Consider the following 15,515-nt stretch of genomic DNA (forward strand, 5'->3'; position numbering starts at 1 on the left):
CGGTCCTCCGGTCGGGCTACGCCCTCCCTTCGGTCCGTCCCCATCGGCGCAGTCTCACCTTGATTGTCGCTGGAGTCTCACCCTGATCGCCGCCGCGCAGCTGAGAGGACGACGTTGGCGGCGTCGCCGGCGCGGCCTTTGAGATAGCAGCGGCCGAGGTGGCCTTCGGCTTTCATGTGCCCGATGATGGGCTCGATGGCGGAGCGGCGTCGCAGCTCGCGCTTGATGCTGCCGAAGACGCCGCGCTTCTGGCCGGAGATGAAGACGCGCCGGGGGCTTTCTGCGTCGTGGCCGCGGTATCCCTTATCGACATAGGCCCGCTCGATCGGACGGCCGGTGAGGGTCTCAGTGCGGTCGATGACATTCCGCAAGGTGTGACCGTCGTAGGGGTTGTCGGGCAGCGACCTGGCATGCAGCACGAACGGGCCGCCGGGAGCACGGCGATTGTTGGTGACGATGGAAGCCTTCACGCCGAACTCGTAGGGGGTTGAGGCCTTGCCCTTGCCGATGCACTCGACCTCCGGGGCATGGAAGGAATACAGCTTCCAGCCGCGCTGGCGCTGCTGCTGTGAGCGGATCTGGCTGGCGCGGCCAAGCGGGAGGGCGAATGCCTCCTCCAGCGCCGGCTGGCCCTCGATCTTGCGACGGATGTCGCGGATGATCCGGCCCAGCCGGCTGCGCAGGAGGCGCAACTGCCGATGATGCCGTCTGAACTGTTTGGCATGGGCGTAGCGGCCCCCCATCATCGCTGCGGCCTTGGCCAGGCGACAATAGGATTGCCGCAGTCTGACCCCGTGCCTCCTCGCCAGGCGGTTCAGCCACCGGATCGCCGCATGCAAGAGCTTGGCATCGGTCGGAAAGCTGATGCCTTCGGCTGCACCATGGTGTCGATCGTGACCCGCTTGAGGTCCTGGCTGCGCAACGCACCGGCCTCGTGCGCCACCCGCACGCTCTCGGCCAGCAGCAGATCCAGCTTGTCGCCGAGCCGCTTGCGCCAATGGCTCAGGTCCGAACGCTCGTGGGGGAAGACGTGCTGGAAGAACTCTTCGCCGGTGAAGAACTGGAAATAGGGGTCGTGGAGCCAACGCTCGCACACGCCCTCATCGGACAGCCCGTAAATGTGCTTGAGCAACAGCAGCCCGATCATGAAGCGGGTCTCGATCCTAGGCCGGCCGTTCTCGCTGTAGAGCGGTGCGATCTCGCCGTCGATCCAGTCCCAATCGATCCTGCCGGCAAGCAGAACCAGCTCGTGCTTCATGTTGATAATCTGGTCCAGCCGCGCCCGGAACAGGTCATTCGAGCCCGCCATCCTATGCTTCTTCGGCCGCATCGTTCGCCCTCCGATGCGTCACAAGAATCACGGTTCGCAAAGAAGGGGAATCTTGAGGGTTCTATGAGGTCGCACGCGCCATCGCGCGCGCAGTTGGCCTTTGCCCCGCGACCTCATAGAACCCTCAAGATTCCCGAATCAATTTTTCAATGATTCGTGGGTGGTCGGCTCACGGAGGGCTGACCATGGCGGGATGGGAAGACGAACTTGAACGCTGGCTGATGCCGTTTTTGACCCGGCTGGGCCATAAGACGCGGCAGCGGATGTGTCCTCTGTATGTTGCGGGACTGATCGGTCCTGGCGATCGCAAGAGCGTTCAGCCGATGGCACAGCGCCTTGCCACAGGCAACTACGACCAGCTGCACCATTTCATTGCGGACGGTGTCTGGGACGCGACGCCGCTGGAGACGGAGCTGCTCAACCAGGCGGACCGACTTGTCGGCGGTAGCGATGCGGTGCTCGTTATTGATGACACCTCACTGCCGAAGAAGGGCGAACGCTCGGTTGGTGTTGCGGCTCAATACGCGTCGGCTCTCGGCAAAACGGCAAATTGCCAAACGCTGGTGTCCTTGACGTTTGCGCGCGGCGAAGTGCCAGTGATAGTCGCGTTACGTCTCTTTCTGCCTGACAGTTGGACAAGCGACGTGTCTCGTTCGAAGCGTGCTCGCGTGCCAGTCGAACACCGAACGCCACGGTCCAAGCAGGAAATTGCTTTGGCCGAGATTGACCGTGCGATGGCAGCCAACGTGCGCTTTGGATGTGTGCTGGCTGATGCAGGATACGGACTTAGCGCACCATTTCGACAAGGGCTAACAGAGCGCGGGCGGGCTTGGGCTGTCGGCATCCCTCGGCACCTCAAGGTGTATCCGGTCGATGTGAAGCTCACTTGGCCGATCACCAAAGTCCGCGGGAAACCACGAAAGCACCACGTGCCCGATATCTTATCGATTGCGGCAGAACAAATGCTGGCCAGCGCCAAATGGAAAGCCGTGAGCTGGCGCAGCGGGACCAAAGGTCGGCTGAAAGCCCGATTTGCTGCTCTCCGCGTCCGCACCGCCAACGGCCCTCCGCAGCGGATTTGGGATAAGGGTCAGCAGCATCTCCCGGGCGACGAAGCTTGGCTCATTGGCGAGCAACGTGCCTCAGGGGAGAAGAAATACTATCTTGCCAATCTCCCTGCGGCGGCGCATCTGCGCACACTTGCCGCCACCATCAAGGCAAGATGGATTTGTGAGCAGGCGCATCAGCAGTTGAAGGAGGAGCTCGGACTTGATCACTTCGAAGGGCGATCATGGCAGGGTCTTCATCGCCACGTCCTGATGACAATGATTGCCTACACCTTCCTGCAGCATCGTCGCCTCGCACACGCGGGGCGGAAAAAAAAGAATCAACGGACCTCCGCCTCAGCCAACCATGCCCGCCGTACGTCACGCCAACGTCGATCTCATCCTTCGGCCGCCGTCTCAGCGGTGCCCATACTGCCGAAAACAAATCCTTGAAAAACACTGGCGCAGTAGTGCTAAGCTGCGCCTTCCTTATCGGGAGCTGCAGGCGCTTGCAGTGCTGTGAACCAACTGTCGAAGAGCGTTGGTGCGGGAAATCCGCACGCCACATTCTGTGGGAACCGGGGGCGGGCGACCGCCTCCGGTGACCCGGTGCTGGAGGAGAAATCGCTCCGGCCTACTCACCCCACGGTGCCGGTCCTGGCCAAGGGCAAGACCCGGACCGGCCGGATTTGGACCTATCTATGGACGGTCCCCGCTTTGCAAGGCATTTGCTTTATTCCGGCTAACGATCGTTTACAGCTATCTATCCGGCTTTATGGCAAACCCACGAGCCTCGATGAGATCCGCGGATCGGCGCCCAATTAGGTTGCGAGCTCTGAAGCTCGATAGGTCCAACGGGCTTGGCCGACCCCGGTCCGACCGGTTGCCATCACTCCGCTTTTGCCCTCGCAAACGGAACGCGTTCCAGTTATACGTGCGCGCGGTACTCTTCACCATTGGCCATGATCGCCCAAGCGATCCGTGCAGTCTTGTGAGCGAGCGCGACCGTAACGACGTTGAAGGGACGCCTGCCGAGCATCTCGGCGCGGCGAGCATCCCGCGTGGCATCACGGAAAGGATCGGCTCAGCCGAATTTTGAAACCGGGCGTTTGCTATCTCAGGCACTTGCTTGTCATCGGAGCACGTAGTGTCGTTCGGTACCCAAAGGCTGTTCCCGGCTTGGAGGCGTTTGGATCGAAGCCTTGCCTGAACGGCGCCCTCCCATGGTCGTCGCTATCGCCGTTGCCAACAAGTTGGCCCTGAGAGTCTCGGCGATGATGAGGGGAGGGGAAATACTATCGGCCTGACCTCGCGGCCTGACTTTCCGCTTATGTTGGCCACCTTCTGATGTCAGGGCAAATGGCAGCATGATGCGCACCGGCGGAGCTGGGGATCGAGCAAGCCCGAAGAGCTCAAGCGCAACAAGTGCGCCCCGTTGATGAGGCCTCAATCCGCGATCTCCATTAATGAACGCACCCGACCGATATCAAAAGTGCAGCTGAAATCCCTTGCATACGCGGGGCCGTCTATACACGAAGCTTTCCATGAAGACTTTCTGCCTCGGCTTGCCCGGCGCTTAGACGAACGCGGCTCTGTCGAACGGCACGCCAGCTTGCGCCGCGAGGTGCTGAAGGCACGCGCCCACGCACCTATCTTGCGGCAGCAGCTTACGGACTGGGACATGAAGCAACACCCGGTCCCTACCCTCAGTAGATTCGAATAGACTCCACTCTTACAACGGTAGCCGCCTAGGCGCTGACTCGCGACGCGCCCCCTAGTGTTCAAAAAGGGCCGTCAGCCGGTATGCAACTCGAATACGTGTACGCGGTTCGGCGTCGCCAACTTTGAGCACCAACGATCATCGGCAAAGCAAAGACCCTTCCCTATCGGCCGGTCTTGTCGTGCGAAAGCTTCACCTATTTCGTTCAGACGCAGAATTTAGGCTAGACGACGGGCCACATCGGAGGAATGCGGCTTGTGGGGCTGTTAATATCTCGAGTGGCTAGATTAGTGGCCGGCCATGCAGATCCCCGACATCGACGGAGCACTGTTTCCGATCCCTGTTGGCCCTAGCAAGATTTCATTCCTACTCTTCCCCTATCGCAAATGACTCAGATGACAGAGCTCTCACCCGTACTTTCAGCAATCGATCAGCATCACATCGACAAACGGCGCTACCCTCATGGCGTCGCTTTCATGGACGGGCAGTACCTGCCGATGTCCGAGGCCAAGATCTCTGTGCTGGATTGGGGTCTGTTGCACTCGGACGCGACGTACGACACAGTGCACGTCTGGAACGGGCGGTTTTTCCGATTGGATCTGCATCTTGACCGTTTTCTGGCGGGCGTCGAAAGTCTTCGAATGAAGCAGCCTTACGACCGCGCCAAAATCGCGTCGATCCTCAAGCAGTGCGTCGCCTTGTCGGGCCATAAATCGGCTTACGTTGAAATGATCTGCACGCGCGGTTCATCGCCGACATTCAGCCGCGATCCCCGTCTAGCAGAGAACCGCTTTATCGCATTTGCAGTGCCTTATGGCTCAGTTGCCAACAAGGAACAATTGGAAAGAGGCTTGCGCGTCGCGATCAGCGAGACAGTCCGCATCCCGCCAAACTCAGTCGATCCCACGATCAAGAACTATCATTGGCTGGATCTCGTAAAGGGTCTTTTCGACGCCTACGACAAAGGCGCCGAGACGGCGCTGATCCTGGATGCGAATGGGCATATCGCGGAAGGCCCGGGCTTCAACGTGTTCCTTGTAAAGGATGGATCGTTGAGAACGCCGGCTTTTGGCGTGTTGCCCGGTATCACGCGTCGAACCGTGTTCGATCTTTGTGCTGAGATTGGGCTCGCCGCCACTGCTGGTGATATCAGTCGTGACGATATCAAGAAAGCTGACGAGGTGTTCATTACCTCCACTGCCGGCGGCATTATGCCAGTGACGCGCATCGACGACACGACGATCTCCAAAGGCCAGGTAGGGTCCATCACCCGCCGGCTCACGGATCTCTATTGGCAAAAGCACACGGATCCCGCATGGTCGACTGCTATCATTTACCCATGATCGGAAATGAACCATGCGCTCGCAATTTGGTCAGCGACTTCGTGACAATCTCGGTGTGCTATCATCGCGAAGACTCCTGAAAGTGGAACAAGAGATCGCCTCGCCACAGTCTACGCATATTCACCTACGCGCTCTTGGCGAGCGCGATCTCTTGAACATGTGCGCCAACAATTATCTCGGACTGGCCAATCACCCAGTCCTGGTGCGAGCCGCGCATGCAGGTCTCGAACGGCATGGCTTTGGAATGTCGTCCGTGCGATTCATTTGTGGGACGCACTCAGTTCATCGAGCGCTTGAGAGCAGGCTTTCCCGCTATCTTCGGACGGAAGACACCATCCTATTCGGTTCGTGCTTCGATGCGAACACCGGGCTGTTTGAGGCGCTGCTCGACGCTGACGATGCGGTAATCAGCGACAGCCTGAATCATGCAAGCATAATAGATGGCATTCGACTCTGCAAAGCAAAGCGCTTTCGCTATGCCAACAATGATATGAACGGACTAGAGCACGCTCTACGCGAGGCAAGTCAGTACCGAACAGTGCTCGTTGTGACCGATGGCGTATTTTCCATGGATGGCGCTGCCGCGAATCTTCCAGGCATCTGCGAGCTAACAAAACGTTACGGCGCCTTGGTCATGGTCGACGACTCTCATGCTGTGGGGTTTATCGGACCAGAAGGGCGTGGAACGCCAGCGCTGTACGGGCTCGAAGATCAGATTGACATTCTTACCGGGACGCTCGGCAAAGCACTTGGCGGCGCATCTGGAGGTTATGTATCAGGCCGTGGTGAGATGATTTCCTGGTTGCGACAGCGTGCGCGTCCATATCTCTTTTCGAACTCACTGATGCCCGCGATCTGCGAGGCTTCATTGACCGCAATCGACTTGGCAGAAAGTGCAGACGATCTCAGGCAGAATCTCTCTGCTCGCACTGGTCAGCTACGACAAGGATTGAGCGGTCTGGGATTTCAAGTTTTGGGCAACGATCACCCAATTGTGCCCGTGATGACTGGGGACGCGGCAGTGGCGGTTCAGATTGCTGAATTCTTGCGTGCGCATGGCATTCTCGTCGTTCCGTTCTCGTATCCTGTTGTCCCGGAAGGCGCTGCGCGGATCCGCATGCAGGTAAGTGCCGCCCACAGTGCGGACGACATCGAAAGAGTAATTGCAGCATTCCGATCAGCAAAGTCGGACCTTAACAAGCCAACTGTCACACGCGAGCTCTAAGCTCCTTAGCTAGGAGTTCCAACATCAGTCATCCGCAAGAGATCAATTCACGGCGGGGGCGCAAGATCGCTTCTCCGGCATGGCCCAAATATATTGACGCGGGACCGTAAGGTCAGCTACGCGGTAAGCGCTTAGCCGGAGCCCTTGGTTCGGGATCGGGATAGCTGTGCGAAGAAGCCTCCGGGTTGGACGGAGGTTTGAGATGGGATTGGACAGCAAAAAGGACGTCCATTTAGACGGCCCGTCGGCGGGGTCGGTGAGCCGGTTGGAAGTTCTTGAAGGACCGTCGGGGCGCCGCGTGCGTTCGGAAGCGGAGAGAGCTCGGATCGTCGCCGAGAGTCTGTTGCCCGGTGCCCAGGTGGCCGAGGTGGCGCGCAAGCACGGAGCGACGCGCTGGCAGATCTACGATTGGCGACGGCGGCTTCGGCAACGAGGCGTGTTGCCGCCGTGCGAGACGTCGCATCCGACATTCGCGCCGCTGGTCGTGGAAGGTGCGTTGGAGGAGCGTCAGGTTCCGGCGATCAAGCTTGAGATTGCGATCGGTGATGTCGTTCTGCGGACGGATACGGCCATAGATGGCGAGCAGCTGTCCCGGGTGATCCGCGCGGTGCGAGCGTCACGATGATCGCGGTCGGTGCAGATCTGAAGATTTACGTTGCAACGCGGCCGATCGACTTCCGCTGTGGCCACGATGGGCTTGCGGCGAAGGTGCAGGAGATGCTTCGTCTCGATCCGTTCAGCGGGGCAGCCTTCGTGTTCCGATCGAAACGAGCGGACCGAATCAAGATTTTGGTGTGGGACCGAACGGGCCTGGTGTTGGTTCACAAGCGCCTCGAAGGTTGCAAGTTCGTTAGGCCAACGATCGCGGACGGCGTGATGCGGATGTCGCCGGCGATGTTCGCGGCCTTGTTCGAGGGGCTGGATTGGAGGTTGGTCCGCCCGGAAGAAGCACGGCGCCCGCAGGTCGCTGGATAAGTGCGGCAGAATGACTCGGCAGCTATTTTGAGCGTGGCACGCGCGGCGGCGATGTGCTCGAAATAGCACATGAGCATCGCGGCGCTACGCGGCGAAAACGAACGCCTCAAGGCGCTTTTGGCGCAAACGCAGGCGGCCTTGAGCGAGCATCAGGGGGCGCTGGCGGCGTCGGAGGAAGCGCGGCGTCGGCTGGAGATCATTCTCGGCGAATTGCGACGCGAGAAGTTCGGCGCGAAGTCCGAGAAGCTGCGGCCAGATCAGTATCACTTGCCGCTGGAAGACGTGGAGATCGCGCAAGGCATCCTGGACGCGGCGCAGGAGAGAGCCGAGACTGTGATCAATGGCCGATCGCGGAACGTGCCGGATCAAGGTCCTCATCGCAATCGCGGCTGCTTGCCTGCCCATTTGCCGCGGGTGGAACGGATCATCGAGCCTGCGAGCACGCTCTGTCCGTGCGGTTGCGGTGCCATGGCGAAGATCGGCGAGGACGTCAGCAAACGGCTCGACGTGATCCCGGCGCAATGGCGGGTGTTGGTCACGCGCCGCCCGAAATACATCTGTCGCCGCTGCGCGGGCCCCGTCGTGCAGGCGCACGCACCGGAGCACGTCGTGCCCGGCGGGCTGCCGACCGAAGCGGCCATCGCGCACGTGATCGTCTCCAAATTTGGCGATCATACGCCATTTTACCGTCAGGCCGAGATCTATGCGCGCCAGGGTATCCGGCTTGATCGGGCGACGCTGGGCAACTGGTCCGGCCGCGCCTGCTTCCATCTTCAGCCCATCGCGGACCACATGCGCCACCACCTGGCCATGGCGGATCGGCTGTTCATGGATGAGACCAAGGCGCCGGTACTCGATCCGGGGCGCGGCCAAACGAAGAAGGGCTACTTCTGGGCGATCGCCTCAGACGACCGCGGCCACAGCGGCCCAAGTCCGCCGATCGTGCTGTTCCGATATGCCCCCGGTCGCAGCGGTGCCTTCGCTGAGCAGTTCCTGGATGGCTTTTGCGGACGCTTCCTGCAATGCGATGCCTATGACGGTTATGACCGGCTGACCGAAGTCGTTCGACCGCAAGGGCCGTGGACGCTCGTGCATTGCTGGAGCCATTTGCGCCGGCGCTTCGTCAAATTGGTGCGCAACAGCAAGTCTCCGATCGCCGAGGCCGCCGTCCGGCAGATCGCGCAGCTTTACGCCATCGAAGCCATGGTGCGCGGCTCGTCGCCGGACATCCGGTTGGCCGCGCGCAAGGAGCACTCGCTGCCCCTCATTGCGGCTTTAAAACCGTGGTTTGAGAAGCAGCTTTCCATGATCTCCAGCGGCTCAACGCTCGCCGAGGACATCCGCTATGCGCTCAATCACTGGCAGGGGTTGACCCGCTTCCTCGAAGACGGGCGTCTCGAACTCGACACCAACCCGGTCGAGAACGCCATCCGGCCGGTCTGCCTAACCAGAAAAAATGCGCTCTTCGCGGGCCATGAAATCGGGGCAGAAAACTGGGCCATGCTGGCGTCGATAGTCGCTACCTGCAAGCTCAACAGCGTCAACCCGGCTGCCTACATCGCTGAAACACTCGAGGCGATCATCGACGGTCATCCCCATAGCAAGATCGATGATCTCATGCCGTGGCGATTCCGCAAAACGTCAAGCCAGCCTCAATAGGGTCACGGCTAAGCGCTTACGCTACGCGTAGAAATCGAACGCGCCACCTGATTGCACTCTGTCATTAAAGCGCAACTTTGTTCACTGATCCAAGCTAGCCGCATTCTATCTGCTATAGCTTGCCAAGCCTTTAGTTGGCGAGATGAATCGAGACAAACCGGGTGATTCAGATAGCCAGCACTGTCTCAACCAGATTCACCCAATAGCCGATGCCATATGGCAACGCTTCATCGTTGAAGTCATATGCCGGGTTGTGCACACCGGCAGTCGGCCCATTTCCAATGAAAATCATAGCGCCCGGCCGCGCCTCCAGCATGTAGGCGAAGTCCTCGGCCCCCATACGCGGTTTGATGTTCTCGTCCACAGAAGCGGCCCCGACCAGACTGCGTGCCGCCCTGATCGCCAGATTGGTCTCCTCGGTGTGGTTGAAGGTCACCGGAACCGATCGACGGTATTTGAACTCGATATCCGCGCCAAATCCGCGCGCGATGCCCTGGGCTGCCGCCATGATCTGGTGTTCGGCAAAGTCTCGCAGCTCCGGAACATGAGTTCTGACGGTGCCGGCCATTTCGACTTGATCGGCAATGACGTTGTAGGCGTTGGCGGCATTCAATTTGGTCACTGAGATGACCAGCGAGTTGATCGGATTCGTGTTGCGTGAGACCAACGTTTGCAAGCCGACGATGATCTGTGCGGCAATCACGACTGGATCGATGGTCTCATGCGGCTTGGCCGCATGGCCGCCCCGACCCTTCACGACAATGTCAAAATCGTCTTGCGAGGCCATGATCGGTCCATCGCAAATGCTGAACTTGCCGATTTCGGTGCCCGGCGCGTTGTGCATCCCAAAGACTTTGGAGATGCTGAAACGGCCCATGATTCCTTCCAGGAGCATCTTCAGGCCGCCGGAGGGAAGTTCCACTTCTTCTGCCGGCTGAAAAATCAAGGCCACGCAGCCTTTGAAATTGCGCGTCCTGGCAAGATATTTCGCCGCCCCCAGCAACATGGCCGTATGACCATCATGCCCGCATGCGTGCATTTTACCAGGCACCTTCGAGGACCACGGCTTGTTTGAGGCCTCGAGGATCGGCAGCGCATCCATGTCGGCCCTCAACCCAATGGTGGGACCGTCTCCACCCTTCCCTTGAATCAATGCAACGATGCCGGTTTCAGCTATCCCCGTTTCGATGTGATTGATACCGAACGAGGCGAGCTTCTCGGCCACGAACCTCGCCGTATTGTGCACCTGAAAGTCGAGCTCGGGATTTTCGTGAAGATAGCGGCGCCACGAGGTTACCTCTCCCTGCAAATCACGAAACTGATCAACACTATGCATGTCAGACCTTAAAATCCAAATCCATTATCGACACAGCGCCGCTCGAGCGTGCGGCGGAGTTCGGTGCGCACGCGTGAAGCGGCCCGGCGCAATTTTTGCTGCTGTCGCTCGCATTCTGACCTTTTCGCAATGGAGTACGCCATAAGCAAAATGTAGAGACGTCATGGCAGGAGCGCCGCATCTATTTGGCACAGACCGTGTCGGCTTCTGCACTCTACTCGTGAACTCCAATTGCCACAGTCTCGTAGACCGGCTCGCTGATATACCACACTTTCGTGCCGCCATTGAGACGCAGGCCTAAAACGCCAATGAGACATCATGGCCGCTTCAGGCTTACGGCGAGAGCTCGGCATGCCCTTCCTTTCTGCTACGTTCCATCTTCTTATTTGTTATATGGCCACCACTGGCATTTTTCGCGGAGCACGAGAAGTGAGCAACTGCGAGCCAGTTTCGGTTACGACAACCACCTCTTCATGCAGCATCAGCTTCGGTAATCCGTCGAAATATGAGGGGTATGAGGTGCTCGGTTCAATATTAATGATCATGCCTGGCTTTAGTATTGTCTTGTCGTCCGGTTGGACCGACGGTAACTCCGGCATCCATAAGCCCATGGAGTGTCCCATTCGGCCAATGTTGGTGGCTTTACCGCGATTGTTTGAGCCATTTAGTACGGCTGACATTGCGCTCCAGACATCACAGATCGGAATGCCAGGCTTAGCGGCGGCAATTCCCGCTTCGGTGGCATCCCAAACAACCTGATACGCATCCTGCGTGTGCGGATCAGGCGCACCGAAAGCAAAGTGTCGATCGAAATCGCTCCAATAAAAGTCGAACAGGCAGCCGGCATCAATAAACAGCACGTCTCCATCCGACAGAATTTTGTCGGTCGGAACACCGTAAGGACGCGTATATCCCCCGCGGCCAGAAACACCCACTATCTTGCTTGTCTTCTCGACACCGCGACTGAAACATTCGAATTCGAACTGGCGACATGCCTCGCGTTCGGTCATTCCAAGGCGCAGCTTTGTTGCCAGCCCTTCAAATGCGTCCGACACAAGGCCGCATACGGTTCGAATTCTGCCGACTTCAAGCGGAGACTTGACCATTCGCAGGGGCGTGAAAATCGGATCCGATGCGTCGACGAACGTTCGAGGCTTGATCGCATCCGCAGCACGCAAGAAATCTCCTGCGGGGAAGCCAAGCCTACTCTCCGCACCAAGCTCTACGCCGATTTTGGCGTCCTCTGGCAGTAGCTCACGCAACACTCCGGCAAGCGCGGACACACCCTCATCTTTCGGATTTGGGCTAGGCCAACTCCGGCAATTTTTTACCCAGGTTGTGTCTTTATAAAACTGGTCGATTCCCTCTGGGACGACTGCAACGGGGTTACCTGACGAAAGAATGAGAAGAAATCGCGGCCGGGTTGTCTGCTGCGGTGTGGTGCTAGGCTCACCAATGAAATATCGCAGATTGTGTTCGCACGTCGCTAGAACCGCGTCAATGGCATGCTCCTTCATCAAACGCCGCGCACGCTCGACCCGGCCTTCGTATTCGATCCGGGGAAACGGATCATACTGAATGGTCCTAATCGAACCCATCCCCACATCGTTCATCGCTCTTCTCCAGAGAAACACAAGACGACCGACAGTTTAGATGCCGGTTCGACAGCAGATGGCTGCCTTCGCGCGCTCATTCGACAATATCCTTCGGAAGAGCCGCGCGCAGTTTTTTATGCGAAAGCATCGGAACACCGAGTTCCTCTGCGAGCAGGCGAGCAACTCCCTTGAAAGGCGCTTTTAGCTTGTCGTGGTACACGATGCTCTGGATTCCGCCTACAATCGAATGCACGCAAGCTCTTAGATCGACCAAACGACTTTCCTGGTCATAGCCATCCGACACTAGCCAGTGGTTTGGTAGGACGTGACTTGCCGCGATCGGGGGTCGATCGCGCGACTGCAATACCGCGTTCGTGAAGCTCGGCTCGAAATGAACGCCTCCGACGCAGAGCACGGAGTGTACCGGCTCCTCAATGCGATCGAAAATTTGCAGTAGCGATCGCGCCAGCACTCGAGCCGCAACAGGATTTGCCCAATCTTCGGGCGAGCTCCCGATCTCGACATCGACAGCCGACGGTCGCAGGTCAGCGAGACGGGTACCAGCATCACCAGCCTTGACGCCCGACCAATGAGTCGCTTCCAGGTAAGTGCGAAAGGAGTCAAGACCGGAAGTGACCCGCTCGGTTTCGATCCCTAGAAGAAGCCCCCGCGTAATCCTGGGGTCGACCGCGCTGAACGTCCCCGTGCCCAGATCGCCGGTCGTTTGAACCGAGAAGATCGCGTTTGGCGCATTGGCGCCCTCGTGCCAATTCACGATGCCAATAACGCAAGCATCACCGAAGCGTTCATTCAAGATTGGCGCGTACCGCGCATAGTCGTTACTTACGACCTCGTTCGTGGCCACGATCGAAATTCTGGCGTCATGCAAGCCAGCGACTTCGAGGACGGAGTGCCCATCGACTTCGAAACGTGGAACAAGAGCGCATTCCGCCTTGAGAGCATCCAGAACGTGCCCCGCGACCGGGTCCCTTTCCCGATCGACGCAGAACACAAAGACGGCATGTCTCATCGAGGTCCTCCGCCGAGTTCAAAGCAGATCGAGAGCACAGGACGTATCTTCAACTTGGCGCCATCGTCTTTTCGACTTTCTCGGAAAACACTCTGCTCTTTGAACCGAATTCCGCGTTTGCATGGCGAGAGCGGGCGCGCGGGAGGCGATTGAGTCAAGGCCGAATAGCATCAAATGGACGCCACTCGCGAACTGTGTCCTGTTATGGGCTGGCCTGTTTGGCGGAGCAGCGAGCGAAAATCGCGCGAATTGAAAATCGCGACAGCGGATCGCCGGACCAGCAGCAGCGAACTTAACCTGCCTGAGCGACGAACAAGAGCGAATCCTGCCCCCATACACCAGAGACGTCGAGGCAAGTGGGGTGTAGAGCCCGTCATTGAGCAGAGCGACCGCCTCAGGCGTGCAGGCTTCCATTTTGGCTCGACTAAAGAGATGCATGAAAGGCACAGCTTCGTAGGGTCCAACACCACCGAATATTTATTAGAGCGTCGCCACGCAAATATTATGCGTTCTTTTGAGGACCCCGCAGTATTTCTGCGCTTGCCGCCGATACTCGCTTGAAACCACTGGGACATTCGGCAAATGCAATCATCAGAAGCGAGTGCAGCATAGTATTGGGCGAAAGACCACCTGCTAATCTGGGTGGGAAAACATCTCGTCGTCGCTTATGCCGCCATTTTTGAGGTCTGGCGATTCATCACGGCTTGACAGGTAGTGAGTACGTCTGAGAGTGTTATCGTGTCTGATGATGGTGTGCGGGAGAGCGCGATAAGCCTGCAAAGGCGTATCACCGCCGACGGAGCAACTCCCCAAGGAAACTCTCAGGCCCAGGACCGCACACCGAGGACGATCTGGAGAGAGGTGCCGGTCAGCACCCACCGAAGGGGACCGTGATCCACGAGGATTGCGGACAAAGCTCTCAGGTGCACGGACAGATTTGGGGACGGAGACGTGGCGAAAGCCATTTCACCGTTCATTTAATCCTGTCTTGGAGCACACGATGAGCACGATCATCATAATCGGGTCCGGTATTACCGGAGTTACAACTGCCTATGCCCTGGCCCGCCGCGGCTATTCGGTTACAGTCTTTGATCGCCAGCGCTATCCGGCGATGGACACTTCGTTTGCGAACGGCGGCCAATTATCGGCAAGCAATGCCGAGGTCTGGAATAACGTCGCAACGATCGTAAAAGGGTTGAAGTGGATGCTGCGCAAAGACGCACCATTGTTGCTGAACCCAAGCCCCAGTTTTCACAAATATAGTTGGCTGGCAGAGTTCGTAAGCCAGATTCGAAACTACCGCCACAACACGATCGAAACGACGAAGCTGGCGATAGCCGCTCGCAGGCATCTTTTTGAGCTAGCAGATCGGGAGAGCATCGATTTCGACTTGGAGCGGCGAGGCATTTTACACGTTTATTCGAGCAAGCCCGACTTCGATGCGGCCTCTCGCGTGAATCAGTTGCTGCTCAAGGGCGGATTGGATCGCCGTCCCGTGACGCCCTCTGAAATGCTTACAATAGAGCCAGCTCTGCGCGATCAGTATTATGGTGGCTTCTTTACCCCGTCTGACGCAACCGGCGACATTCACAAGTTCACGCGCGGCCTCGCTGCGGCTTGCGAGCGAGGGGGCGTACGCTTCGTCTTTGAGGCAGAGATCTGCGGCATGCGGTCCGACCGAGACGGTGTGGTCGTACACTGGAAACGAGGTTCGCTGAAGGAAGAAATCAATGCCGAACGCGCAGTGGTCTGCGCTGGAGTCGGCAGCCGCCGCATTGCTTCAATGCTGGGGGACAACATAAACATTTATCCCGTCAAGGGGTACTCCATCACGGTAGAGCTGCGAGACGAAACGAGCCAAAAGGCTGCGCCTCGTGTCAGCCTGCTCGACGAGGCTACCAAAATCGTGACCAGCCGGTTAGGAGAAGATCGGTTCCGGGTCGCGGGGACCGCCGAGTTTAATGGCGAAAACCGCGACATCCGCTGGGACCGAATTAGGCCCCTGGTACGCTGGGTAGAGCGATCGTTTCCGGATGTGTGCACCGCGCAGGTGGTGCCATGGGCGGGCTTGCGTCCTATGACACCTAGCATGATGCCGAGGGTTGGCCGAGGCAAACGCGCGAATGTGTTCTACAACACCGGCCATGGTCATCTCGGCTGGACATTATCCGCTGTTACAGCTGAAATGATCGCTGATGTCATTACGACAGACGGCAGCAACACTCGGCTGAGCGCATCCGTGCCCTGATCCTGTTG

General features: G+C 58.4%; 10 protein-coding genes, 2 pseudogenes and 2 riboswitches. Of the genes and pseudogenes, 7 read left to right on the forward strand and 5 right to left on the reverse strand.

Translation table 11 applies throughout. From position 1 onward, the window contains the following. Positions 1-98: 98 nt before the first annotated feature. Positions 99-1,330: pseudogene (locus IVB01_RS00005) on the reverse strand (IS5 family transposase); the annotation flags it as partial. Between the two features lie 149 nt (positions 1,331-1,479). Between IVB01_RS00005 and IVB01_RS00010 the strand changes: the two are divergent. Continuing rightward, positions 1,480-2,829 carry an IS701 family transposase gene (locus IVB01_RS00010; protein WP_247494088.1) on the forward strand — a complete coding sequence of 450 codons (1,350 nt, stop codon included), beginning with the start codon at positions 1,480-1,482 and terminating at the stop codon, positions 2,827-2,829. A 475-nt stretch (positions 2,830-3,304) separates the two neighbouring features. Here the strand turns inward: IVB01_RS00010 and IVB01_RS00015 are convergent. Next, positions 3,305-3,415: pseudogene (locus IVB01_RS00015) on the reverse strand (IS110 family transposase); the annotation flags it as partial. Positions 3,416-4,491: 1,076 nt separating this feature from the next. Between IVB01_RS00015 and IVB01_RS00020 the strand changes: the two are divergent. The 5 genes from IVB01_RS00020 to IVB01_RS00040 all read left to right on the forward strand — a co-directional run bounded on the left by IVB01_RS00020 (position 4,492) and on the right by IVB01_RS00040 (position 9,298). Continuing rightward, positions 4,492-5,439, forward strand: a complete 948-nt coding sequence (locus tag IVB01_RS00020; protein ID WP_247494089.1) for an aminotransferase class IV — start codon at positions 4,492-4,494, stop codon at positions 5,437-5,439. 13 nt (positions 5,440-5,452) lie between these two features. Then, positions 5,453-6,664, forward strand: a complete 1,212-nt coding sequence (locus tag IVB01_RS00025) for a glycine C-acetyltransferase (protein ID WP_247494090.1) — start codon at positions 5,453-5,455, stop codon at positions 6,662-6,664. 202 nt (positions 6,665-6,866) lie between these two features. Beyond that, complete coding sequence (locus IVB01_RS00030; RefSeq protein WP_247494092.1) at positions 6,867-7,289, forward strand: transposase; 423 nt, start codon at positions 6,867-6,869, stop codon at positions 7,287-7,289. Then, entirely contained in the window at positions 7,286-7,639 is a 354-nt protein-coding gene (gene tnpB / locus IVB01_RS00035) for an IS66 family insertion sequence element accessory protein TnpB (protein WP_247494093.1), read from the forward strand. Before IVB01_RS00030 ends, tnpB begins: the two co-directional genes overlap by 4 nt. Positions 7,640-7,708: 69 nt before the next feature. Continuing rightward, positions 7,709-9,298: an IS66 family transposase gene (locus IVB01_RS00040; RefSeq protein WP_247494094.1), complete on the forward strand. Its 1,590-nt coding sequence runs from the start codon at positions 7,709-7,711 to the stop codon at positions 9,296-9,298. 166 nt (positions 9,299-9,464) lie between these two features. Here the strand turns inward: IVB01_RS00040 and IVB01_RS00045 are convergent, their stop codons facing one another. The 3 genes from IVB01_RS00045 to IVB01_RS00055 form a co-directional block, all read right to left on the reverse strand. After that, on the reverse strand, positions 9,465-10,634 hold the full coding sequence (locus tag IVB01_RS00045; RefSeq protein ID WP_247494095.1) for a M20 aminoacylase family protein: 1,170 nt from the start codon (positions 10,632-10,634) through the stop codon (positions 9,465-9,467). Between the two features lie 389 nt (positions 10,635-11,023). After that, positions 11,024-12,247, reverse strand: a complete 1,224-nt coding sequence (locus IVB01_RS00050; protein WP_247494096.1) for a Xaa-Pro peptidase family protein — start codon at positions 12,245-12,247, stop codon at positions 11,024-11,026. A gap of 76 nt (positions 12,248-12,323) precedes the next feature. Beyond that, positions 12,324-13,259 (reverse strand): D-aminoacyl-tRNA deacylase, encoded by a 936-nt coding sequence (locus IVB01_RS00055; RefSeq protein ID WP_247494097.1) that lies wholly within the window; start codon positions 13,257-13,259, stop codon positions 12,324-12,326. 746 nt (positions 13,260-14,005) lie between these two features. Further along, positions 14,006-14,105, forward strand: a riboswitch (glycine riboswitch). 3 nt (positions 14,106-14,108) lie between these two features. Next, positions 14,109-14,196: riboswitch (glycine riboswitch) on the forward strand. Between the two features lie 63 nt (positions 14,197-14,259). Here IVB01_RS00055 and IVB01_RS00060 point away from each other — a divergent pair. Further along, positions 14,260-15,507 carry a D-amino acid dehydrogenase gene (locus IVB01_RS00060; RefSeq protein WP_247494099.1) on the forward strand — a complete coding sequence of 416 codons (1,248 nt, stop codon included), beginning with the start codon at positions 14,260-14,262 and terminating at the stop codon, positions 15,505-15,507. Positions 15,508-15,515 lie beyond the last annotated feature (8 nt).

This window comes from Bradyrhizobium sp. 164, assembly GCF_023073715.1.
Taxonomy (GTDB): Bacteria; Pseudomonadota; Alphaproteobacteria; order Rhizobiales; family Xanthobacteraceae; genus Bradyrhizobium.

Bases quoted from the DNA above. Each gene is read 5' to 3' on its own strand.
- IVB01_RS00010 (WP_247494088.1), top strand. From the start codon at position 1,480: ATGATTCGTGGGTGGTCGGCTCACGGAGGGCTGACCATGGCGGGATGG.
- IVB01_RS00020 (WP_247494089.1), top strand. From the start codon at position 4,492: ATGACAGAGCTCTCACCCGTACTTTCAGCAATCGATCAGCATCACATC.
- IVB01_RS00050 (WP_247494096.1), bottom strand. From the start codon at position 12,247: ATGAACGATGTGGGGATGGGTTCGATTAGGACCATTCAGTATGATCCG.
- IVB01_RS00040 (WP_247494094.1), top strand. From the start codon at position 7,709: ATGAGCATCGCGGCGCTACGCGGCGAAAACGAACGCCTCAAGGCGCTT.
- IVB01_RS00055 (WP_247494097.1), bottom strand. From the start codon at position 13,259: ATGAGACATGCCGTCTTTGTGTTCTGCGTCGATCGGGAAAGGGACCCG.
- IVB01_RS00045 (WP_247494095.1), bottom strand. From the start codon at position 10,634: ATGCATAGTGTTGATCAGTTTCGTGATTTGCAGGGAGAGGTAACCTCG.
- tnpB (WP_247494093.1), top strand. From the start codon at position 7,286: ATGATCGCGGTCGGTGCAGATCTGAAGATTTACGTTGCAACGCGGCCG.
- IVB01_RS00025 (WP_247494090.1), top strand. From the start codon at position 5,453: ATGCGCTCGCAATTTGGTCAGCGACTTCGTGACAATCTCGGTGTGCTA.
- IVB01_RS00030 (WP_247494092.1), top strand. From the start codon at position 6,867: ATGGGATTGGACAGCAAAAAGGACGTCCATTTAGACGGCCCGTCGGCG.
- IVB01_RS00060 (WP_247494099.1), top strand. From the start codon at position 14,260: ATGAGCACGATCATCATAATCGGGTCCGGTATTACCGGAGTTACAACT.